Source organism: Pontibacter sp. SGAir0037 (assembly GCF_005491705.1).
Taxonomy (GTDB): Bacteria; Bacteroidota; Bacteroidia; order Cytophagales; family Hymenobacteraceae; genus Pontibacter.
Genome location: NZ_CP028092.1, coordinates 1,190,965 through 1,212,845, shown reverse-complemented (window position 1 = coordinate 1,212,845; position 21,881 = coordinate 1,190,965). Strand labels below are relative to the sequence as shown.

Sequence of the window (21,881 nt, the reverse complement as noted above, 5' to 3'; positions counted from 1 at the left end):
GCTGTTATGAAAAGAACATCATCGGATCCGGGTATAAAAAAGTATAGGCAAGGTCATGCTTTAGCTCCTGGCTGCTGATGAGCTTGAAGCGCGTTTCCTGCATCTCGTCAAATTCAGGGAGAATGCCTCCCATTGCCAGCGTAGCCCGGGTATAGAAATCTTTGCGGGTGGGATGCCCGTCGGCACAGGCATTATATACCCTGCCCCATTTCTGCTGCTGCATAATCTGCTCCAGAATGCTCAGGCAATCTTCCTGATGTATAAGATTTACAGGGGCATCGCCGTTTGGTACCTGCTTTTTGCCTGCCAGAAACCTGCCGGCTTGCCTGCTCCCGCCTACAAGTCCTCCAAAACGAACAATGGTTGTCATCCATTCGTCCCTTTTTAAAAATAGTTTTTCAGCTTGCAGCATGGCATTTTGAGGGTTCTGCTCTTCTGTAAAAACAGTATCGGCTTCGGTCACACTCCGGTTCAGATCGAGGTAAACAGAGGTTGAGCTAACAAAAAGCACCTTGCTTACAGCTGAGGCAAGCATTGCCTTCCGCAGACTTTGCAGCTGGTCTATGTATAAATGACTCATGCCAGACTTGAGCCGGGGCGGTATATTGATCACCAGGATATCTGTATGCAGGAACTCTGAAAGAACCTCCTCCACTTGCTCCTCCTGCAGGTTAATCAGGTAAGGATAAATGCCTTTTTGCTCCAGGAGTTCCAGCTTCTCCGGAGTGGTAGTAGAACCTTTCACTATTTTACCAGACTGCACCAGGCGCTCAGCCAGCGGTAATCCGAGCCAGCCACACCCGATAATGCTTACATCTGCTTTATCTTTCATTTGTTGTTCTTTTGATACTTCAATAGACCCGGTTCTACTTCCTTCGTTTCAGCACTATAATTGTTGGCCCCTATACTTAACATTTAATTCCTGAAACGGTTTAAGCAAAGCAGCCTGGTTATAGATACCGGTTTTGCTGTCGGGCACACAAAGTAACAAATAAATGAAGTATGATGTCATAATAGTAGGATCTGGCTTCGGCTCTTTAACCGCGGCGGCACTGCTTGTGAAGCGAGGGCTAAGAGTGGCGGTGCTGGAGCAGGCCAAGTATGCAGGTGGCTGCTCCTCCTCTTTTAAGCGGAAAGGCTACTGGTTCGAAACCGGTGCTACCACACTGGTTGGTTTAGATAAACACATGCCTCTGCACTATCTGTTAAACGAACTACAGCTTACGCTGCCGGTCCGGAAGTTAGAAATACCCATGCAGGTTCACCTGCAGAACGGAGAAGTTGTGACCCGCTACCCCCATTTGCCTGACTGGATTAAAGAAGCCGAACGTGTATTCGGAAAGCAGGGGCAGCGTGCCTTCTGGGAACACTGCTACAAGGTTAGCCAAGGCGTGTGGCAAACTTCTTTGGAACAACAGCACTTTCCGATCAGCTCCTTCGGAGATGTGTTGTCTGCAATGAAACATGCCCGGCCACACCAGCTTAAGCTGCTTCCGGGAGCTTTCAGGACGATGCAGGATGTACTAAAAAAGTATGGCCTGCTGCAGAACCGGCTTTTTGTAGATTTCGTGAACGAACAGTTGCTTATTACGGCCCAGAATTACCTAACCGAAGTGAATGAGCTTTTTGGCGCTACTGCGCTTTGTTATACCCTCTACAGCAATTACTATATAGACGGCGGATTGATAAACCTTGTTAAGCCCATCACAACCTACATCAAAGCAAATGGTTCTGATGTATTTTTCAGGCAGAAGGTGACAGCCATTGCCCCCACAGACAAGGGCTACAAAACAACTACAGAGAAGGAAGCATTCGAAAGCAGGTTTGTAGTCAGCGGCATACCTCTCAACAACACTCTGGATCTCTTCAGTTCTGAAGCACTGAAAGCCCGTCAGCAGTCTTACCTGATGCCATCGGAGTTGGTGAACAGTGCTTTTACCATGGGTATGGTATTGAAAGGCATTGCTCCGCCAGCTGTTCTGCACCACCAGGTACACCTGCCCACCGACTTACCTGCCATCAAAAGCAAAAGTATATTTGTCAGCTTTAGCCACCCCGACGATTCATACAGGTCTGCCGCCGGTGAAACGGTGGTAGCCATTAGTACGCACGTTACAGATCCGGCCAACACCTGGATTCACCATAAAGCTGAGATCGAATCTTATATCCTACAGCTGCTGGATAAAAAGGGATTGGTTCCAGCCTCATCTGTTCAGTACAGCCATTCTGCCACTCCTGGTGCCTGGCTCTTCTGGACGCAAAGGGCCTTTGGCATGGTAGGCGGCTACCCACAGTACCGACACATTAAGCCCTGGCAAATGAAAGATGCCCGGTTAGACCATAAAGGCGCTTATGTTTGTGGCGATACAGTTTATCCGGGCCAGGGAATTCCGGGTGTGTGCCTCAGCGGCATTTTAGCAGCAAACAAACTGCTGGGAGATCACTTTCTGTAATCACACTTAAAAATGCCTCTGGTGTCTCGCCAAATAAAAAATCAGCAATTATGAATTAAGAATATCTTTGCCACCCGTACATACCACAGATAACGTTTACATATTTTTTACTTACCATACCCAAAATGAAATTCTCTAAAATACTGGCTTACATGCTTTGCGTGCTGTTGCTTAACTCCTGCGCTGAGGAAGAACCTGTTGCCCCTGCCAGGGATAATAATATGGCCATGGGAAATCCCAGCAATGCAGGCACAGACTACGGCAATTACCTGCTCGAAAAGCCTCAGTATACGCTTTCCTACAGCAGCTACAGGGGCATACCTAATTGGGTTAGCTGGCACCTGAACAATACATGGCTTGGAGAAGCTCCTCGGCAGGATGATTTTCGTGCTGACAACACATTGCCTCCTGCCTTCTACAAAGTAGTTTCGTCTGACTATACAGGCAGTGGCTTCGACAGAGGGCATAACTGCCCTTCGGCAGACCGAACAGCAAGCAACGAAGATAATTCGGCTACTTTCCTGATGACAAACATGATACCACAGGCTCCTAACAATAACCAGCGCACCTGGGCAAACCTGGAGAACTACTGCCGCAAATTAGTTGACCAGGGCAACGAACTCTATATTGTGATGGGGAGCTATGGCAAAGGGGGCACCGGAAGCAATGGTTTTACAGAAACACTGGCCGGAGGAAAGATAACTGTGCCGAACCGCATCTGGAAAGTGGTAGTGGTGCTGCCGGAGGGTACCAACGATGTAGGCAGAGTAAACAGTAACACCCGTGTTATAGCTATCGATACGCCTAACTCAACTACAGTAAATGCTGACTGGAGCAGCTACCGCACCACAGTAGATGCCATAGAATCTAAAACCGGGTATGACTTACTTTCTAATGTAACTACTGGCGTACAAGCTGTTATAGAGGCAAAAGTGGATGACGGCCCGGTGCAGTAAATGAGCAAAATAAAGGCCTCTACTTTTTTTGAAGCAGAGGCCTTTTATTTTGCTCGGGGCCTGTATCAGGTTTCTACCAGAACCGTTTTTAATCCCGCTATAATTTCATCTTCTGTGAGTCCAAGTATCAGCACTGTAATTCTTTGCTCTCCGACACGGTAAGCCTTTACACCTTGCAGGTTATCCTGGAGCAGGTGTAACAGGTGCTGAAAACGTTTTGCCTGCTGTTCATCCTCATGCTTCACCATATTTCTGAAGAAGTAGTCCACCTCTACTGCTTCCATCGGATAGCCTGCCGGCATTCCGGCCAGTTTGCGAACGGTTTCTTCGTTCAATTGGCTGGCATTGTGCTGTTCGTCAAAATAAAACTCAAACGGTTCATCCGTCTCACTCATCATCAGCAGGCCATCTACAGCCTTTTTTAACTCAATTTCTAGTTGCTCTAATTTCATAGTTCGTTTATTTAAGCAGCATTAAAGGTACGGCACCCAAACAGGATATATGCTGAATGCTTATCTTTATTCCATTACCCTGGTTGGTGTTATACGTTACCTTTTAAACAAGATTAAAATAAAAATATGAAAGCAGAACCAATGCTAAAAGAAAATTCTCTGAAAGGCAAAACAATAATTGTAACAGGCGGCGGCACCGGGCTAGGCCGTTCGATGGTAAAATACTTTTTGGAATTAGGTGCTAATGCCGTAATCTGCAGCCGGAAACAGGATGTGCTCGAACAGGCAGCGCAGGAGTTGATGCAGGAAACCGGCGGAGAAGTGCTGGCTGTTGCCTGCGATGTGAGAAAGTATAACGAAATAGAAGCCATGCTTCAGGCTACCTTACATAAGTTTGGTGCTGTAGATGTATTGGTTAATAACGCTGCAGGGAATTTTGTAAGCCCCACCGAACGCCTCAGCCACAAAGCGTTCGATGTGATCACAGATATCGTTTTAAAAGGAAGCTACAACTGTACCTTAGCCCTCGGAAAACATTGGATTGAGAAAAAGCAGCAGGCTGCCATTCTGAATATTGTCACCACCTACGCCTGGACCGGTTCCGGATACGTGGTGCCTTCTGCCTGTGCCAAAGCCGGTGTGCTGGCTCTTACCCGCTCACTTGCCTCTGAATGGGCCAAGTACGGCATTCGCTCCAATGCCATCGCTCCCGGTCCGTTCCCCACAGAAGGCGCCTGGACACGCCTGTTCCCGAAGCAGCTCGCCGACAAATTAGATCCGGTTAAACGCATTCCGGTTGGCCGCTTCGGAGAGCACCAGGAACTGGCAAATCTGGCAGCTTACCTGGTTTCGGACTATGCATCTTTTGTGAATGGCGAGGTGGTAACCATAGACGGTGGCGAATGGCTGTATGGCGCGGGAGAATTCAATTCTTTCGATGAGATACCACAGGAGATGTGGGACGCCATGGAAAAGCAGATGCGCGGCAAAGGCCAGTAGCAAGTGAGGATTAAGCGAATTTGAGGTGCAATGACGGTATAAGCAGATTCCTTATGGCAATTATAACTCTGGATTTCTGCTACTAAAACCCGGCACCACACAGGTTCAAATTATAACCATTTAAAAGCAAAACGAGCCTGGCTTTAGGCCAGGCTCGTTTTGCTTCAGCTGATAAGTTAGAACAGGAAAGAGTTCAACTACCGGCTTTCTGTGAGCTAACTTTCAAATTATTCACTTTAGTGGTTTACATAATTCGGATCGCCACCTTCACCTCCTTCAGGCCGGTAGTTACGGCGAAGCTCGGCCAGTTCCTCTTTGCTGTACGATAGGCGGGTGATAACCACATACAGCACCGGCACAATAAAGATGGCCAGGAACGTAGCGGCCAGCATACCTCCAATTACGGTCCAGCCAATGGTCTGGCGGGCAACCGCACCGGCACCGGATGCCAATGCCAGCGGAACCACACCCAGGATAAAGGCAAGGGAAGTCATGATGATCGGTCGAAGGCGCAGTTTTACCGCCTCTATAGTTGCCTCTATCAATTCCATACCTCGATCTACACGTTCTTTGGCGAACTCCACGATCAGGATGGCGTTTTTAGCGGCCAAACCAATCAATGTGATCATACCAATCTGCGCGTACACGTTGTTGTCGAGCTTTGGCAGGAACGTGAGTGCCAGAATAGCGCCAAACATACCTAACGGAATGGCAAACAGAATAGAAAATGGCACCGACCAGCTTTCATACAAGGCTGCCAGCAGCAGCAGTACCAGTATAATGGAAAGCGAGAAAATGTAGATCGTGCTGTCACCGGCTGCTAACTCTTCCCGGCTGAGGCCGGAGAAGTCATAGCCATAGCCGGCTGGCAGCACCTGGTCAGCTACCTCCTGCAGCGCCTGCAAAGCCTGACCACTACTATAGCCCGGAGCAGCCGCCCCCATAATCTCTACAGAACGGAACAGGTTATAGTGCGAAATAACCGAAGCATTTTCTACAACCTTGTAATTTACCACGGCACTCAGCGGCACCGATACACCCGAGCTGTTGAGCACATAGAACTGGTTCAGACTTTCGATATCCATTCTAAAAGCTGTGTCAGCCTGCGCTACTACCCGGAAGTTACGTCCGTAGCGGGTAAAGTCGTTGATGTAGCGGCTACCCATCAAAGAAGACATGGTGCTGTAAACATCAGAAATAGCTACACCCAATCGCTTCGCCTGCTCGCGGTTTACCTCTACATGGTAGCCAGGAGTTTTCGTGTTGAAGAAGCTATAAGCCATCGCAATTTCAGACCGCTGGTTCGCAGCACCTAAAAATTGCCCCATCACACGCTCCAGCTCTTTAATATCGCCGGCCGTACGCTGCTCCAGCATAAAGCTGAAACCACCCGACTGTCCCAGACCTGGTATGGCCGGAGGAGAAACCACACGTACTGTTGCCTCTTTGATACCGGCAAAGCGTTGGTTCAGGTCAGCCACTACTCCTGCTAATTGCATCGAAGCATCTTTACGTTCCTCCCAAGGCTTCATCTGCACAAAGAAAGTACCGGCATTCGATTTGAAAGAGAAGTTGATCGCGTTCAGGCCCGCTATAGAAGTATAGTTTTTAATGGCAGGAACATCTGCCAGGATTCTACCCATCTCATCCAGCACTGCCTGCGAACGGGTAGCTGAAGCACCCTCCGGTAACTCTATCGCCACAAACAAACGGCCTTCGTCTTCTGTCGGGATAAAGCCTGTTGGTTTTGTAGTGAACAAACCTACTGTGCCTGCATATATACAAACCAGCACGATAAGCACCAGCGGAATTGCCTTGATACTCTTGCGAACACCTACTGAGTAAGACTCGGTGGTTCTGGCAAACCAGTTGTTAAACCTGTAGAAGAACTGATTCAGGCCCCTGGAGTTCTTGTTCACGTTCATCGGCTTCAGCATGAGAGAGCAAAGAGCCGGTGTAAGCGTAAGCGCCACAAAAGCAGAGATCAGTACAGAAATGGCAATGGTGATGGCAAACTGCTGGTACAGGCGGCCTACAATACCCGGTATAAAACCAACCGGAATAAATACTGCCGCCAGAATCAGGGCAATGGCAATAACCGGAGCCGTAATGTCCTTCATCGCTTTACGCGTAGCCTCCCTGGCCGAAAGCTTCTCATGGTCGATATAATGCTGCACGGCTTCCACAACCACAATGGCGTCATCCACCACTATACCGATCGCCAGTACGAAACCGAAAAGCGTGAGCGTGTTAATCGTAAATCCAAGCGGAATAAAGAAGATAAAGGTACCCACAATCGAAACAGGAATAGCCAGAATAGGCACCAGTGTTGCTCTCCAGCTCTGCAGGAACAGGAACACGACAATAATCACCAGGATCAGGGCTTCCACCAGCGTGTGCACCACCTCATTGATAGATACCTGCACAACGGAAACTGTTTCAAACGAAACCACATAATCCACATCGGCTGGGAAGGAACTCTTCAGTTCATCCAGCGTTTTGTATATACCTTCCGCTGTCTCCAGGGCGTTACTGCCCGGTGCCTGGTATAAGAGAAGCATGGCAGAAGGATTTCCGTTGATCTTGGAGATACGGCCATAGTCAAACCTGCCGAACTCTACCCTCGCCACATCCTGCAGGTATACAATAGAGCCATCTTCCGGGTTGGTTCGAATAATGATATTCTCAAACTGCTCCGGAGTTGCCAGACGACCACTTACCGTAATCGGGTACTGAAAAGCCTGCGTGTTTTGCTGTGGCATGGCACCCACTGTACCCGCTGCTACCTGCAGGTTCTGCTCCTGAATAGCTGCGGTCACCTGGTTAGCACTAATACCATACTGCGCCATCTTGTCCGGCTGCAGCCACAGGCGCATACTGAAGTCCTGTCCCAATGCTGTGATGTCACCTACCCCTTCCACACGAAGCAAGGCATCGCGCACGAAAATATTGGTATAGTTGTCGAGGTACTGCACGCTGTGTGTGCCTTTCGGAGAGTAAATACCAATTACCATCATGATACTTGGGTTACGCTTCCTGACTGTTACCCCTAAACGTCTTACTTCTTCGGGTAAAGTTGGTTCGGCTATACTGGCACGGTTCTGCACGTCGAGCGTCGCAATATCAATGTCGGTGCCAATTTCAAACACCACACTCATGTTCATCTGGCCGGTACTGGTGTTGGTAGACGTGATGTAAGCCATACCCGGCGTACCGTTGATCTGTGTTTCTACGGGCGTTGCCACCGTCTGCTCAACTGTCTGCGCATCGGCTCCGGTATAGTTAGCCGATACAGAAACCGTAGGAGGAGAAATCTCCGGATACTGCGTAACAGGGAGATTCATCATGGCCAGCACCCCCACCAGTACGATCACAATAGAGATCACAATGGAGGTGACGGGCCTTCTTATAAATACATCTGATATCATGTTCTAAGAAAGTCTTGCTTAATGGAAATTATCTGCCTGCAGCCGGCTGAGCAGGTGCTCCCTGTGGGCCGCCCACCTGTACTTTAGCTCCCTGGCGAAGGCGCTGCATACCTTCCACTACAATCTGATCGCCTTCTTTCAGGCCTTCACGTACCACAATACTGGCTCCGAACCTGGTTCCAAGCTGCACATTCTGCTGCACCACCGAATCGGCCTGGATGGTATATACATAGAACTCACCCAACTGCTCTGTAACGGCTCTGTACGGTATAACAGGCTGTGAGCCTATGTCCTGGTTCAGCACATTCACATTTACCGTCATGCCGGGCACCAACTGGCGTTGTTGGTTCGGGAACTGCACTCTTACCGTTACCGTACCTGTCTGGCGGCCTATAGCTCTGTCGATGGCAATAAGCTTACCTGGCTGCGGATAAGTTGTACCATTGGTCAATCTTATGGTAAAGAGAGAATCAGGCTGTTGTCCCTGTCTCAGGTTCTGGAAACGGGAGATCTCCTGCTCGTTAATCACAAAGTCAACGGCAACCGGATCTGTAGAAGAAATAGTATTCAGAACAGGCTGTCCGGGCGATACCTGTGCGCCGATTCGTACCTGCGAAATGCCAATGGTGCCATTGAACGGTGCATTGATCACAGAATATTCCAGATCGGTGGACACATTCCTTACCTGGGCCTGTGCAGCCGCTACCTGGGCCTGTGCTGTCTGCACATCGGTGCGGGCATAATCTACCTGCTGCCTGGCAATGGCCTCTCTTTCAGCTAAACGTTCGTACCGCTCCAGGTCCTTTTGCGCACGCGCCAGATTCGCCTGGGCACTTTGCAGGTTTGCCTGGGCCTGCTGGTAAGATGCCTGGTACTTGTTTCGGTCTATCTCGTACAGCCGCTGGCCTTTTTTTACCTCCTGGCCATCCTGCACAAAAATATTGGTGATATACCCGGCTACCTGCGGACGTAGCTCTACTTCGTTCAGCGCCACTACACTGCCCGGATATGTATCTGTGCCTGTTACTTCTTCTGCTTTAACTGTATATGCCGTAACAGGCGCAGCGGCGGCCATCGGATTCTGCTGTTGCTGCCCTGCCTGATCGCCTCCGCAGGATGTAAGTATCACGGAGCATAATGCGGCTGGCATCAGCCATGTATAATTCCTTTTCATTTTTATTTTGTAGCTGATTTAATTAACGTCTATAGTTCCTATTGCCCTTTGGTAATCCAGTTTGCTGGCAAGTACATTAAACAGGGCATTGTAATAATTAAGCTGCGTCGTGCGCAAATCTGTTTCGGCTATAATCAGGTCGACATAAGCCTTTACACCTTCATCGTACTGCAGGCGGATAATTTCATACACCTCCTGCGCCAGTTGCAGGTTATCGCGTAGCGTAATCCAGTCGTTGTAGCTGCTTTTATAGCTTGCTAATGCGGCCTGATATTCTGTATTAATGGCTTTTCTGGCGTCAGCAATGCCTATATCGGCACGTTGTTCCTGTAACTCGGCAATTTTTATGTTCTGAATCCGGCGTGTGCCCTGGAATACAGGAATGGCCACCCGCAGACCGGCTGAAGAAGTAGGGTATGTACGGCTGTAAAGCTCGGAGAATTCGTTATTGAAAAACAACCAGTTATAATTTACATAAGCAGAGATCGTTGGGATGAGACTCCATCTGCTGTAGCTGGTATTCAGGCGCAGCAGTTCGCGCTGTGTCTGCAGCAACCTGAGTTCGATCCGGTTTGCAAAGTCAGGCACAGCTGTCGTATCAATAAGTACTTCCCGCTGCATATTTTCGTACTCATAGGTCAGGTTCAGATCCGATTCCACCGGAAAGCCCATTAGTTGCTTCAGCAAAGCCTGCTTGGCTTTGATGGTTTCCTGAGCTCTTTTGCGGTCGCTGCGAATATTTGCCAGTGTAATGGCGGCACGTTGATAATCGGTTTTATCCACCAGCCCCACTTCAAAGCGGCTCCGCGCATCCTGGTACTGTTTCTCCTGCCTCGAAAGGTTTTCGTTTAATATCCTGATCTGCTCCTGCGAAAGCAGGATATCATAGAAAGCTTTACTTACATCAACAACCGTGTTTATCTTCGTATTCAGCGAGTTCTGATCCAGCTGCTCTCTTCTGAAACGGGCTGCTTTCGACGCCAACAGCAGTTCGCTGCTAAAGATAGACTGGTTAGCCTCTACCAGGAAGTTGGAAGTATATTTTTGTCCCAGCGTTACAATCTGATCGCCGAAAGGCTGCTGTTGCAGCTTAATATTATGCGTACCGCCAAAACTGGCGTTAACCTGGGGAAGCCATCCGGACAGGCTGGCATTAATTTCCCGGTCGCCGATGGTTTCATCAATGGCAGCCTGTTCTACGGCAGCCCTGTTTTTGAGTGCGTATTCCACACACTGCTCCAGCGTCAGGTTTCCAGGTACTTCGCCTGTGCCTGACTGGGCCACCAGCAAACAAGGCACCAACATGCACCCGGTCAGCAAAACCCCCACTCGATTTATAATCTTCATAGTCACTTATTAAACTCTATTTTAGAAAGATCGGCCCTCTTTGAAGAAAAGGCCTGCAAATGTAATGTTTAAACATTAATATAAAACAATGCTTTAATTTTCCATTCCTAAATCAGCAAGGAGCACCACTGGAGCTACTTCTTCTTTAAGGCCATACCATCCCAGAGAATTTCGATAATTTGTTCAAGCTCCGGCTCTTGTAGCTCAATTTTGCCAGCCATTCTTACTTTAGCGGCCGTTAGAATACTCCCATGGGCCAGCACCGTTAAAATTTTCGGATTCACAGGCCGCAGATACTCTTGCTCGATGCCAAGCGTGAAGAAATCGTGTAAGGGCTTAAAAGTATCATGTTCCGGCTTAGGTAATTTCTTATTGTAAGGCGAATTCACAAACTGTTCGAAAAACACAAGCGAATTCAGATTGTTTATATAGAACTCATACAGGCCACGCCATACCCGAAAAAAGCGTACTCTAAAGTCCAGGCTTTCATCGTCCTGTTCGAAAAGGGCGTCCATTATGCGGCCCTTCACGTAAGAAAACAGCTGGCATATCAGCGTTTCTTTGCTATCGAAATAATGGTAAATAGTACCAGCCGCTACATTGGCATGCTTCGCCACCATACTCATCGGAGTACCATGGAAGCCATTCTCTTTAATCAGGTCGAGTGTACTTTCTAAAATTGCTTTCTTTTTATCTGCCAGGTTTTCCAACGCCACATCCTTTTTTGTCTATTGAACATTCATTCGGTCGGCAAAGGTAACACAAAACTTTAAAAGCAAAACCTTTTCATCTAAAATAATTGTAGATACAACTTTTACAAGGGCAGCAGGTGCAGCAGGAATGGTAAAGGGTTTTTGTTACTATTATCATAAGGTTATCAACCATTTACAAAAATCATAAAACATTTACCTTAAGCTATACAGCAGAAGTAAAATATTTATAAGGGTGCTACCGCATGTACTGGCAAATAGAACTACCCCCTGCTGCTTTTGATCAAAAAATATATTGAGTAGATTAGACTCGTGAGAGAACACATATTATTCGTTGATACGGAGACATCGGGTATACCCAAAGACTGGCATGCACCTTATGCCACTAAAGACAATTGGCCCTTTATTGTGCAGATTGCCTGGGTAATCTATACCCGCGACGGACAGTTAATAAAAACCGGCAACTACTACATAAAAGCCAACGACTATACGATAAGCGACACATCTAAAAGTATACATGGTATTACAGAAGATTACCTGCAGGCGCATGGGGAAGAAAGGAAAACGGTAATGCAATGGCTGCACAACGACCTTCTTACGTATCAGCCACTGGTGGTAAGCCATTTTGCCCAGTTGGATTTTCATATGCTGGGGCTCGGCTTTTACCGCAGTGGTTTATCTAACCCGGTTACAGAGCTGCCAACTTTTTGCACCATGACCTTAACCCAGAACTTTATCCTGAGGCCACACCAGAGACTGCTGCGTTTAGGAGAATTATACCAAAGGTTGTTTAACATGCCCCTGGATAACCAGCATGATGCACTGGCAGATGCAGAAGCCACAGCAAAGTGTTTCTTTAAGCTGCTTGAAAGAGGAGACATCAGTGAACGCATTATAGACAGGCAGCAAAAAAAGGAAAGGCTGTCGTATGAGTTAGGCAGAAAAAACAGCAGGCTGCCTTACCTGCTCCTGACTCTGGCTTTGGGGCTTCTTCTTATTTTAATTTTACTCTTTAACTCCAGATGATATGAATGATCGTTTAGCGTTTTTAAAAACTGTTAAACCTTTTGATGTACTGCCGGATGAAGTGCTGGAAGGTGTGGTAGATTTGCTGGAAGAGGTAAAGTATACCAAAGAAACAGTAATTTACCTGCAGGACGTCTCTAAAATGAGAGGAGTAGATATTATAGCGGAAGGTGAATATGAACTCTTCTTCTACGACAGCAACCAGAACAAACGTCTCATTTCCCACAGGCACAGAGGGTCCAGCTACGGAGGCACTTCGGTATTGCTGCACAAAAAGAGATCTATCCGAACTGTTATTGCCAAAAAAGGAACCGTAGTTTATTTCCTGCACCGCAGGCACTTTAAAGCTTTGTGCCAGGCTTATGAGGCTTTCTTCCATCATTTTACAGCTGTGTATGGCAAACGCATGCTCGACGACGAATACGCACACTTTGTTAAACCGTCTACTACCCGCGAAGAGAATTATATAGCCTCAGATCAGCTTTACTCCAGGAGAATAGAAACCGTAGATCCCAAGGAAATTGTGGCCTGTTACCTCTCCACTCCCATCTACGAAGCAGCCAGGCAAATGGCATATCATAAGATCAGCTGCCTTTTTATCAAAGATGAGCAGGAGCAGATAAAAGGTTACGTAACGGATATTACCCTGCGCGATAGAGTGATAGCAAGCCGGTTGGATGCCGGCCGGCCTGTTGCAGATGTGATGGATAATAACATCGTTTCCATTGATAGTCAATCTTTTATTTATGAAGCTATCCTGCTGATGTTCCGCACCAAAACACGGTACCTGCTGGTGAGCCACCATGGTGAATACAGCGGTTTTCTGAGCCGGAACAGGCTGCTGAGCGAGCAGGCGCAGTCTCCGTTTGTGTTTATTCAATCTGTTAAACTGGCACAGTCGGTTGATGAACTGAAATCTAAATGGGAGAAGGTGCCGGAGATAGTATACCAGTTGCTGAACAGAGGCGTAAAGGCAGAAATTGTAAACCAGGTTATTACCACCGTTGCCGATACTATTGCCTTAAAAGTAATTGAAACCACCATAGATGCCCTAGGCACTCCACCCGCCAAGTTTGTATTTATAGTGTTGGGAAGCGAGGGCCGTAAAGAGCAAACGCTGAATACCGACCAAGATAATGCCATTATTTACGAAGATAAAGCGAACGAACAGCGGGAACTGGTAAGGGCCTATTTCCTTAAATTTGCAGATACCGTGTCAGAACGGTTGAATTACATCGGCTTTAGTTTCTGCGAAGGTGGTTTTATGGCAAAAAACCCGAAATGGACCCATTCCCTCTCCCACTGGAAACGCAATTACCTGGAATGGATGGCAGAGTCGAACCCGGAGGCTGTTATGAAGTTTGCCACTTTCTTCGACTGTCGCTATCTGTATGGAGAAGCAGCCATTATGGATGAACTACAAAGCTTCCTTAATGAAGAGCTTCAGAACCCGCTCTATAAGTTCCTGTACCACATGGGTGTTAATGCCTTGCAGTACGAACCGCCGCTTACCTTCTTCAACAATATTAAAACCTTTTCCAAAGGATCACAGCAGGTGTTTAACATCAAGAAAACCATGACGCCTATAGTGGATCTGGTGCGGGTATATGCGCTGCAGCATCGGATCTTTAAATCCAATACCGGTGAACGTATGGCTGCCTTATGTGAAAAGGGTGTTTTTACAGACAAAGAGTACCAGGAGCTGCTACAGGCCTATTATTACCTTATGAGCCTGCGCCTGAAAAAGCAGGCAATGCAGATTATCAATGATAAAGAGCGTCCGGATAATTTTGTAGATCCGAAAAAACTAACTAAGATTGAACAGGTTACTCTAAAGGAAATCTTTAAAGTAATTGCCGACTTCCAGCTACGGATTAAGATTAACTTCACGAAAACCTTGTATTAAACCCAATGCCTCACCTTCCTGGCCGGTTTATACATAAAATTGTGTCGGAAGGTGAGGCTACTTCTGGCAAATTTTGTAGCCCAGGCTCTTCTAACGAAAACCATTTCGGCTAAAAGCAGTTTATAACACAGATTTCAAATTGCTTATGCTAGTTAGAAGAAATTTAACCTGGAGAATGATTCTCCATTATACCTGGAGAGGATTACTTTATTATATATCACTTTCGATTGTTGTATACTTCCTGCACGGTTATTACGAAGTATGGCACCTGCATCTGCCCTTTAATACAATAACTGCGTTAAGCACAGCGCTTGCCATTTTCCTGGGCTTTAAAAACAGCAATGCTTACGAGCGGTGGTGGGAAGCACGGCAGATATGGGGCCTGCTGGTGAACTACAGCCGCGCCTGGACCCGCCAAGTGATTACCATGATCATGCCTTCGGACAAGGCTGATGCAGAAGAGGTAAGGCAGCTACAGCAGCGGATGGTATATAGGCATATAGCCTTTGTGCATGCCTTGCGTGTGTTTCTGCGGAACCGGCACGATTACAACCAGACTTCGCAGGAGGAGCTGATAGAAGAAACAAACGATTATAACGATACTATTGCTTTTTTAACTCCGAGCGAGTTTAACGTCTTCTGCCATAAAAAAAACCCGCCAAACTATTTGCTGGAGCTTCAGGGAGAAGATCTGCGCAGAGCTTACCAGAAAGGCTATATTTCTGATTTTCGCTTTGTGAAACTGGAAGAAACACTGGTGGAGTTCAACAACATACAAGGCCGAAGCGAACGCATTAAAAATACTCCTTTTCCACGCCACTACAGCTTCTTCTCCCGGGTGTTTGTGTTTATACACGCATCGATCCTCCCTTTTGTGTTTGTAGAGGAACTTGGTTGGGCCACTATACCTGTATCTGTCATTATTTCTTTTGTATTTCTGTGCCTCGACCTGGTGGGCGAGCGTATAGAGGACCCCTTCGAAAACAGACTGGAAGACGTTCCGCTGACGGCCTTAAGCCTGGGTATAGAAACCGTAACGAAGGAACAGTGGGGTGATAAAAACTTTCCGGAGAAAAAACCGCCTGTAGATGGTGTGATGATGTAGCGTTTGCTACTTGCATAAGATTATCTTACATTAGATGTGTAAAATTATATCTATGAAGAAAATCTTATTGACAGGCCTTACTGCGGCCATACTTTTCTCCTGTTCCAGCCCTAAATCCGACTCTTCTGACACCACCGTTACGGCAGAAGCCAGTGCTGCTCAGCAGGATGCCCAGGCTTTTATCAATGATTACTCCAGGCAGTTTCAGCAACTTTATACCTCTTCTGCTGAGGCCGAATGGACCTCGAATACACGCATTGTAGAAGGTGACACCTCCAATGCTGCCGTTACACGAAAAGCGAACGAGGCTCTTGCCGCCTTTACAGGCAGCACCGGGAACATCGAAAAAGCCCGCGCTTTAATGGAGCAAAAAGAGCAACTAACTGAGCTGCAGGTAAAGCAACTGGAAACAATACTGTATGCCGCCGCTAATAGCCCGCAGACTGTGGCCGATGTGGTAAAGGCACGCATAAAAGCGGAGACAGAGCAAACTGAAAAACTATATGGCTTCGACTATAGGCTGAACGGAAAATCTGTTACCACCAACGACATCGATAACATCCTGAAAAAGGAGAAGGATGTAAACAAACGTTTAGCCGCCTGGCAGGCCAGCAAGGAAGTGGGTAAACAGCTAAAATCCGGTCTTGTGAACCTGCGCCAGCTTCGCAACCAGACCGTGCAAAGCCTGGGCTACGACGACTACTTCAGCTACCAGGCTTCCGACTATGGTATGTCGCGCCAGGAGATGATGGACCTGATGCAGAAGCTGAACAAAGAGCTAATGCCTTTATACCGGGAACTTCATACCTATGCACGCTATGAACTGGCAAAGCAGTACGGGGTAAAGCAAGTGCCCGACTATCTGCCGGCGCACTGGCTGCCAAACCGCTGGGGCCAGGACTGGAGCTCTATGGTAGAAGTAAAAGGCCTGGATCTGGATGCAGTGCTTAAGCAGAAAGGAGATAAATGGCTGGTGGAGCAATCAGAGCGTTTCTATGTGAGCCTCGGCTTTCCAAAGCTTCCGCCATCTTTTTACGAGAAATCGAGCCTTTACCCTTTACCAGCCGGAGCCAACTATAAGAAAAACAACCATGCTTCGGCCTGGCATATGGACCTGGAACAGGATGTGCGTAGCCTGATGAGCGTGGAGCCAAATGCAGAATGGTATGAGACTACGCATCATGAACTGGGGCATATCTATTATTACATGACCTACACAAACCCGGATGTACCCGTTCTTTTACGTGGTGGGGCCAACAGAGCCTATCACGAAGCTATAGGAAGTTTAATGGGGCTTGCCGCTATGCAGAAGCCTTTTCTGGCGCAGCTAAAATTAGTAGATGCCAACACACCGACAGATGAGGTACAGACCTTGCTGAAAGAAGCTTTAAGCTATGTAACTTTCATTCCTTTCGCAGCTGGTGTCATGAGTGAGTTTGAGCATGATTTATATGCGAAGAACCTGTCAGAAAATGAATTTAACAAACGTTGGTGGGAGCTGGTGAAGCAATACCAGGGGATAGTGCCGCCGAATGAAAGAGGGGAACAGTTTACGGATGCCGCTACCAAAACACATATTAACGACGATCCGGCACAATACTATGATTATGCGCTGTCATATATCATCCTGTTCCAGTTACACGATCATATTGCCAACAACATTCTGAAGCAGGATCCGCGGGCTACGAATTACTACGGCAGCAAAGAAGTAGGTTCTTTCCTGCGCGAAATCATGTACCCAGGAGCATCGGCAGACTGGCGGCAGATGTTAAAAGATAAAACAGGCGAAGAACTGAATGCCCGTGCCATGGTAGATTACTTCGAGCCACTTATGAACTACCTGAAAGAACAGAACAAAGGCAGGAAGTACACTATTTAAGAATTATGAATTAGAAATTATGAATTATGAATTATGAATTGTTGTAAGGAGAACGATAGTAAAGACATGATCAAATAAGTAGCTTGACAAAATTTGTTTCCATTTAAAGACAAAGCATGTTTTAATACTAGACCTTTCCTATCAATTATTTACATCAATAGAGGTGTTGTGTCTAATGTTTTGATACTAGTGTCCTTTTACTTACTCCTGCCTTTATACTCTAAATGAAATCTAATTTAACTATAACATTTAAGGTAAAAGCATTCATAATTCATAATTCATAATTCATAATTCATAATTCATAATTCATAATTCATAATTCATAATTCATAATTCATAATTCATAATTCATAATTCATAATTCATAATTCATAATTCATTTTAGTAGTTTGTTTCAACAGCAGGCACATCTATCAGAATGAATGAGGTATCCTTATCTGCATGAAGCGTAATAATTTCCTGATCTTCCAGTCGCATGTGGTCGCCTGTATCTACTTCGGCTCCATTGATTACAACACGACCGTCAAGCACGTAAATAAGTGTTTTGCGTATTTTAAAAGTCTGAAAATCAATATCTGCTCCTGAGCCCAGTTTACTGTAGTAAACAGTTGAGTTTGAGTTAAGAAATACAACATCTTCCAGTACTTTCTGCCCTGTTGCCAATGGTATCAGCTTTCCTTTTTTATCGAGAAAATCCAGGCTCATTTGCTCGTAGGAAGGTGCCAGAGCTTCTTTGTTAGGTATAAACCAAAGTTGCAGTACCCGCACATCCTTGTCTGTTTCGTTGCTCAAAGCAGTATTGATACCAGTACCGGCTGTTACACGCTGTACCTGTCCTGCTGCCACTTCCTGCTGATTTCCCAGGCTATCCTTGTGCGTAAGCGTTCCATCCAACACAACTACCAGCATTTCCATATCGGCCTGCTGATGTGACGGATACCCGGAGTTAGGCGCTACTATATCATCATTGAATACCCGAAGCGGCCCGAACTGAACATTGGCAGGGTCATAGTAGTCTGCAAATGAGAAAAGATATTTGGATCGGAGCCAGTCTCCTACTTTAGACTCATGACGTTCGGCAGCAGTTATTAATTTTATCATCGTACGTTAGCGTATAATTAGTTAATACCTATAACATGGGGTTTAAATAATATAAAATTGCTATTCTTTACGCATAAAATTTTATCTAGTTAGGAAATGGGCGCTGGAGCAGGAAGAAAGGCGGTTTTAATAAAAAAGTCCTGCCTTTACAGGGCAGGACTTTTTTATGGGTAAAGCGGTGCAACTAATCCACTTTTTTTAATTTTTGTACTTCCTTCTGCAGATCCAGCACGATAGAGGAAAGCTTATCCAGGGAGAGGTCGGCAATCGGGAAAGTAGAACTGATATACGACTTGGCCTCCCAGATCTCCAGCACATCTTCTACATGCAGCTCATAAGGAGAGTAAACAGGGTTATCGGAGTGTAAACGCAGTGTAGAAGCTTCCTGAATTTTGTTAAAGATACGCTTAAACACCACCCCCTCTTTCTGGCTCACGATAATGCAGGGCGTACCGTCTTTAATGGTATTCCATTCTTCTATATAACGACCTACGATTACTGTACCAGAAGCAATTGGCAACATTGAATCACCGCTGATCTCGAATGCTCTGTAGGAGCCTCCATGCCCTAACATGGGCAATTGAAAACGGGGTAGTTCTTCAATAAATTCCGGATCGGAGTAGCCATTGAGATAACCGGCACTGGCTTTATAAGGCACCAGCTCAATATTCTCTTTCTCCTGATTGTCTACCGTAATAGCCAGTACACGAAGTTTGCCGCCTGTTTGGCCTGCACCCGCTTTCGCACCTTTCGCATCAGACACAGACAAATCTGCTGTTATCAGCTGATCAAGTGTTATATCAAAAAGCCTTGCAATATTAACCAGCGTACTAAGTTTAGGCTCAGCTCTCCCCTCTTCGTAAGCACCGATCAGAGAGCGCTTGATATCAAGCTTCTCTGCCAGCTGCGCCTGTGTGTAACCGACGCTTTTACGTAAATGTTTTATATTTGAAGTTACCATGTGCTCTTTTTGCCAATCTTTTTAGTGAAAATTTATTAAAAAGATGAATTTTTAATTTTCTCTTGTAAAGATACGGATTTTTACTAAATAAGCAGCATGTGTTACTAATTTATTTAGTAAAATTTGGCAAAAAAACAAATTTTTTAAGCAACCTTCGTTTTTTTAAATACTGAAAGGGAAAGCCGGATTTTAAAGTACGGGTATTCTTCCTTCAGAAAATCAAACAGGTCCTTTAGTTTGGCGTCTTCTCCTAATACGGCAATAGCCTTGGAAATAGCTTTATATTCGTTCTTAGACACAAAATCTTCTATTCGAACCGGATATCCCTCCTCGTATAAAGTTGCTAGGTGAGAATAAATGGTAACAGGATTCAGGTTTCGCTGAGCTGCAATATCTTCAGGACTTAAGCCTTGCTTATACCCTTCTAAGGTGATCAGGTGCGTCGCACCTTTTACTTTGTTGCCTTTGTTCTGCTCTTCCGTTACAAAATTGATGATTTCGGTAATAAAGTCATGCCCGTAGCGCTCGAACTTTTGAGAACCCACACCGGAAATTGCCAGCATGGCAATACGATTGGAGGGTTTCTCTGCCGCCATTTCCTGTAAGGTGCTGTCAGTGAAGATAACATAAGGCGGTACATTTAACTCATCTGCCAGTTGCTTGCGCAAGGCACGCAGTCGTTCGAACAGCGCATCTTTTATAAGCTCGCGTTTCGGCCTTGCCTTTACAGCTGCCGCCTCTTCCTGCTGTTTTACTTCTTCAAACTTCACCAGCTGCACTTTGCGGCCTTCAAAAAGCACCTGCTTGCTCTGCGCCGTCAGCTTTAAGGTATAGTTCTGATCATACGCCAGCTCCACCAGACCGGCATTCAGCATCTGGTGCAGGTAACGCTGCCAATCCAGAGAACCAACTTCACGCCCTGCACCGTAGGTTTTAATCCGTTCGTAACCTCCCTGCAGTACCTGGCTGCTCCTGGAGCCCCGGAGCACATCAATCAGCAGGCCCATGTTTGCTCTTTCCTGCATGCGGGCTATAGCCGAAAGCGCCTTCTGGGCAATTGTTGTGCCATCGAAGGATACAGGAGGGTTGCGGCATATATCGCAGTTGCCGCAGTCTTTCTCCATTACCTCGCCAAAATACTGCAGCAAAATTCGCCTGCGGCAGATAGAAGCCTCGGCATACTGCTGCATTCGCTCCAGTTTTACCAGTTGCAGCTCATTCTGCTTCTCGTTATTTCCTTCAGAGAGCATGGTGCGCATGTTCATCACATCGGCGTAACTATAAAACAATAGCGCGTCAGAAGCAGCACCGTCCCGACCGGCCCGTCCGATTTCCTGGTAGTAGCCCTCGATGTTTTTAGGCAGGTTATAGTGAATGACCCAGCGCACATTCGATTTGTCTATTCCCATCCCGAAAGCCACTGTGGCACAGACAATCTGCACATCATCTTTCAGAAACTCCTCCTGCGCTTTGGCCCGCTTGGCTGCCGGCATTCCGGCATGATAATAAGTAGCTTTGTAGCCATGGGCTTTTAATTTTGTAGCCAGCGATTCGGTTGCGTTGCGGCTCAGGCAGTACACAATGCCTGGCTGTTTATGCCTCCGCTCCAAGAAATCCGTGATTCTTTTTAAACGGTCTTTCCCGGGGCGCACCATCAGGTTAATATTGGGCCTGTCGAAAGAAGCAACAAACACAGCAGGGTTTTGCAGGTAAAGTTGCTCCTGAATATCTTTTTGCGTTAGGCGATCGGCGGTAGCGGTAAGTGCCACAACCGGTATAGAAGGAAATTGCTGCTTCAATGCCTTCAGCTGCGTATACTCCGGCCTGAAATCGTGGCCCCAGGCAGAAATACAGTGTGCTTCGTCCACAGCAAAAAGAGAAACATTTATTCTTTGCAGGAAAGACATAAACCCGGCTGAAAGCAGCTTTTCAGGCGAAACATACAGCAGTTTAATATTACCGGATAAGCAGGCACTTTCTATTTTGTACTGTTCATCGGAGGCCTGGGTACTGTTGAGGTAGGCAGCCGTTATTCCATTCACCAACAGTGCCTCTACCTGGTCTTTCATAAGGGCGATAAGCGGCGACACAACCACACAAATGCCTTTCATGACGACAGCCGGAACCTGGTAGCAGACTGATTTACCACCACCGGTTGGCATTAAAACCACTACATCTTTACCACCTAAAATGCTGGAGATGATCTGCTCCTGCATGGGGCGGAATTTTTCGTATCCAAAGTAAAGCTTTAGTGCTTCCCGTGCCTCCCTGATATCCATTTACCTGATTACGCTTAATGTATTTTGCTAAAAGTATTTTTACAGCAGTGCCGGAACTACAACCATTGGCTGCTGACCTACTGCTATAGTTGCCAGTCTCAGGAA

General features: G+C 46.6%; 16 protein-coding genes. 7 read left to right on the top strand and 9 right to left on the bottom strand.

Annotation, left to right across the window (positions count from 1 at the left end):
- Positions 1-4 precede the first annotated feature (4 nt).
- Entirely contained in the window at positions 5-832 is an 828-nt protein-coding gene (locus tag C1N53_RS05010; protein WP_137758278.1) for an NAD(P)-binding domain-containing protein, read from the bottom strand.
- Positions 833-995: 163 nt separating this feature from the next.
- Here C1N53_RS05010 and C1N53_RS05005 point away from each other — a divergent pair, with 163 nt between their 5' ends.
- Both C1N53_RS05005 and C1N53_RS05000 read left to right on the top strand, forming a co-directional pair.
- Positions 996-2,453, top strand: a complete 1,458-nt coding sequence (locus tag C1N53_RS05005; RefSeq protein ID WP_137758277.1) for an NAD(P)/FAD-dependent oxidoreductase — start codon at positions 996-998, stop codon at positions 2,451-2,453.
- 125 nt (positions 2,454-2,578) lie between these two features.
- A complete protein-coding gene (locus C1N53_RS05000; RefSeq protein ID WP_137758276.1) occupies positions 2,579-3,409 on the top strand; it encodes a DNA/RNA non-specific endonuclease in 831 nt (276 codons plus the stop codon).
- A gap of 65 nt (positions 3,410-3,474) precedes the next feature.
- Here the strand turns inward: C1N53_RS05000 and C1N53_RS04995 are convergent, their stop codons facing one another.
- Positions 3,475-3,861: a nuclease A inhibitor family protein gene (locus C1N53_RS04995; RefSeq protein ID WP_137758275.1), complete on the bottom strand. Its 387-nt coding sequence runs from the start codon at positions 3,859-3,861 to the stop codon at positions 3,475-3,477.
- Between the two features lie 126 nt (positions 3,862-3,987).
- Between C1N53_RS04995 and C1N53_RS04990 the strand changes: the two genes are divergently transcribed.
- Positions 3,988-4,860: an SDR family oxidoreductase gene (locus tag C1N53_RS04990; protein ID WP_137758274.1), complete on the top strand. Its 873-nt coding sequence runs from the start codon at positions 3,988-3,990 to the stop codon at positions 4,858-4,860.
- Positions 4,861-5,096: 236 nt separating this feature from the next.
- On the opposite strand, the gene C1N53_RS04985 is transcribed toward C1N53_RS04990, so the two are convergent.
- From C1N53_RS04985 to C1N53_RS04970, 4 genes are all read right to left on the bottom strand, one after another.
- The gene (locus C1N53_RS04985) at positions 5,097-8,288 is read right to left on the bottom strand and encodes an efflux RND transporter permease subunit (protein WP_137758273.1); all 3,192 of its coding nucleotides are present in this window, start codon (positions 8,286-8,288) and stop codon (positions 5,097-5,099) included.
- Between the two features lie 28 nt (positions 8,289-8,316).
- Complete coding sequence (locus tag C1N53_RS04980; protein ID WP_137758272.1) at positions 8,317-9,462, bottom strand: efflux RND transporter periplasmic adaptor subunit; 1,146 nt, start codon at positions 9,460-9,462, stop codon at positions 8,317-8,319.
- A gap of 18 nt (positions 9,463-9,480) precedes the next feature.
- Positions 9,481-10,809, bottom strand: a complete 1,329-nt coding sequence (locus C1N53_RS04975) for a TolC family protein (RefSeq protein ID WP_137758271.1) — start codon at positions 10,807-10,809, stop codon at positions 9,481-9,483.
- Positions 10,810-10,943: 134 nt separating this feature from the next.
- Positions 10,944-11,519, bottom strand: coding sequence for a TetR/AcrR family transcriptional regulator (locus C1N53_RS04970; RefSeq protein ID WP_137761388.1), 576 nt, complete (start codon positions 11,517-11,519; stop codon positions 10,944-10,946).
- 312 nt (positions 11,520-11,831) lie between these two features.
- Between C1N53_RS04970 and C1N53_RS04965 the strand changes: the two genes are divergently transcribed.
- From C1N53_RS04965 to C1N53_RS04950, 4 genes are all read left to right on the top strand, one after another.
- Positions 11,832-12,545 (top strand): 3'-5' exonuclease, encoded by a 714-nt coding sequence (locus tag C1N53_RS04965; RefSeq protein ID WP_168193963.1) that lies wholly within the window; start codon positions 11,832-11,834, stop codon positions 12,543-12,545.
- 1 nt (position 12,546) lies between these two features.
- A complete protein-coding gene (locus C1N53_RS04960) occupies positions 12,547-14,451 on the top strand; it encodes a DUF294 nucleotidyltransferase-like domain-containing protein (protein WP_137758269.1) in 1,905 nt (634 codons plus the stop codon).
- 175 nt (positions 14,452-14,626) lie between these two features.
- Positions 14,627-15,556 (top strand): bestrophin family protein, encoded by a 930-nt coding sequence (locus tag C1N53_RS04955; RefSeq protein WP_240773392.1) that lies wholly within the window; start codon positions 14,627-14,629, stop codon positions 15,554-15,556.
- Positions 15,557-15,608: 52 nt separating this feature from the next.
- Positions 15,609-17,435 carry a M2 family metallopeptidase gene (locus C1N53_RS04950; RefSeq protein ID WP_137758267.1) on the top strand — a complete coding sequence of 609 codons (1,827 nt, stop codon included), beginning with the start codon at positions 15,609-15,611 and terminating at the stop codon, positions 17,433-17,435.
- Between the two features lie 381 nt (positions 17,436-17,816).
- Here the strand turns inward: C1N53_RS04950 and C1N53_RS04945 are convergent, their stop codons facing one another.
- The 3 genes from C1N53_RS04945 to recQ form a co-directional block, all read right to left on the bottom strand.
- Positions 17,817-18,536 (bottom strand): pirin-like bicupin family protein, encoded by a 720-nt coding sequence (locus C1N53_RS04945; protein WP_137758266.1) that lies wholly within the window; start codon positions 18,534-18,536, stop codon positions 17,817-17,819.
- A gap of 184 nt (positions 18,537-18,720) precedes the next feature.
- Positions 18,721-19,497 carry a LexA family transcriptional regulator gene (locus C1N53_RS04940; protein WP_137758265.1) on the bottom strand — a complete coding sequence of 259 codons (777 nt, stop codon included), beginning with the start codon at positions 19,495-19,497 and terminating at the stop codon, positions 18,721-18,723.
- Positions 19,498-19,640: 143 nt separating this feature from the next.
- Positions 19,641-21,776: a DNA helicase RecQ gene (gene recQ / locus C1N53_RS04935; protein ID WP_137758264.1), complete on the bottom strand. Its 2,136-nt coding sequence runs from the start codon at positions 21,774-21,776 to the stop codon at positions 19,641-19,643.
- Between the last annotated feature and the right edge of the window lie 105 nt (positions 21,777-21,881).

What these genes read in the sequence shown, in the direction of transcription:
- C1N53_RS05010 (WP_137758278.1), bottom strand. Translation starts at nt 832, where the DNA reads ATGAAAGATAAAGCAGATGTAAGCATTATCGGGTGTGGCTGGCTCGGA.
- C1N53_RS05005 (WP_137758277.1), top strand. Translation starts at nt 996, where the DNA reads ATGAAGTATGATGTCATAATAGTAGGATCTGGCTTCGGCTCTTTAACC.
- C1N53_RS05000 (WP_137758276.1), top strand. Translation starts at nt 2,579, where the DNA reads ATGAAATTCTCTAAAATACTGGCTTACATGCTTTGCGTGCTGTTGCTT.
- C1N53_RS04995 (WP_137758275.1), bottom strand. Translation starts at nt 3,861, where the DNA reads ATGAAATTAGAGCAACTAGAAATTGAGTTAAAAAAGGCTGTAGATGGC.
- C1N53_RS04990 (WP_137758274.1), top strand. Translation starts at nt 3,988, where the DNA reads ATGAAAGCAGAACCAATGCTAAAAGAAAATTCTCTGAAAGGCAAAACA.
- C1N53_RS04985 (WP_137758273.1), bottom strand. Translation starts at nt 8,288, where the DNA reads ATGATATCAGATGTATTTATAAGAAGGCCCGTCACCTCCATTGTGATC.
- C1N53_RS04980 (WP_137758272.1), bottom strand. Translation starts at nt 9,462, where the DNA reads ATGAAAAGGAATTATACATGGCTGATGCCAGCCGCATTATGCTCCGTG.
- C1N53_RS04975 (WP_137758271.1), bottom strand. Translation starts at nt 10,809, where the DNA reads ATGAAGATTATAAATCGAGTGGGGGTTTTGCTGACCGGGTGCATGTTG.
- C1N53_RS04960 (WP_137758269.1), top strand. Translation starts at nt 12,547, where the DNA reads ATGAATGATCGTTTAGCGTTTTTAAAAACTGTTAAACCTTTTGATGTA.
- C1N53_RS04955 (WP_240773392.1), top strand. Translation starts at nt 14,627, where the DNA reads ATGATTCTCCATTATACCTGGAGAGGATTACTTTATTATATATCACTT.
- C1N53_RS04950 (WP_137758267.1), top strand. Translation starts at nt 15,609, where the DNA reads ATGAAGAAAATCTTATTGACAGGCCTTACTGCGGCCATACTTTTCTCC.
- C1N53_RS04945 (WP_137758266.1), bottom strand. Translation starts at nt 18,536, where the DNA reads ATGATAAAATTAATAACTGCTGCCGAACGTCATGAGTCTAAAGTAGGA.
- C1N53_RS04940 (WP_137758265.1), bottom strand. Translation starts at nt 19,497, where the DNA reads ATGGTAACTTCAAATATAAAACATTTACGTAAAAGCGTCGGTTACACA.
- recQ (WP_137758264.1), bottom strand. Translation starts at nt 21,776, where the DNA reads ATGGATATCAGGGAGGCACGGGAAGCACTAAAGCTTTACTTTGGATAC.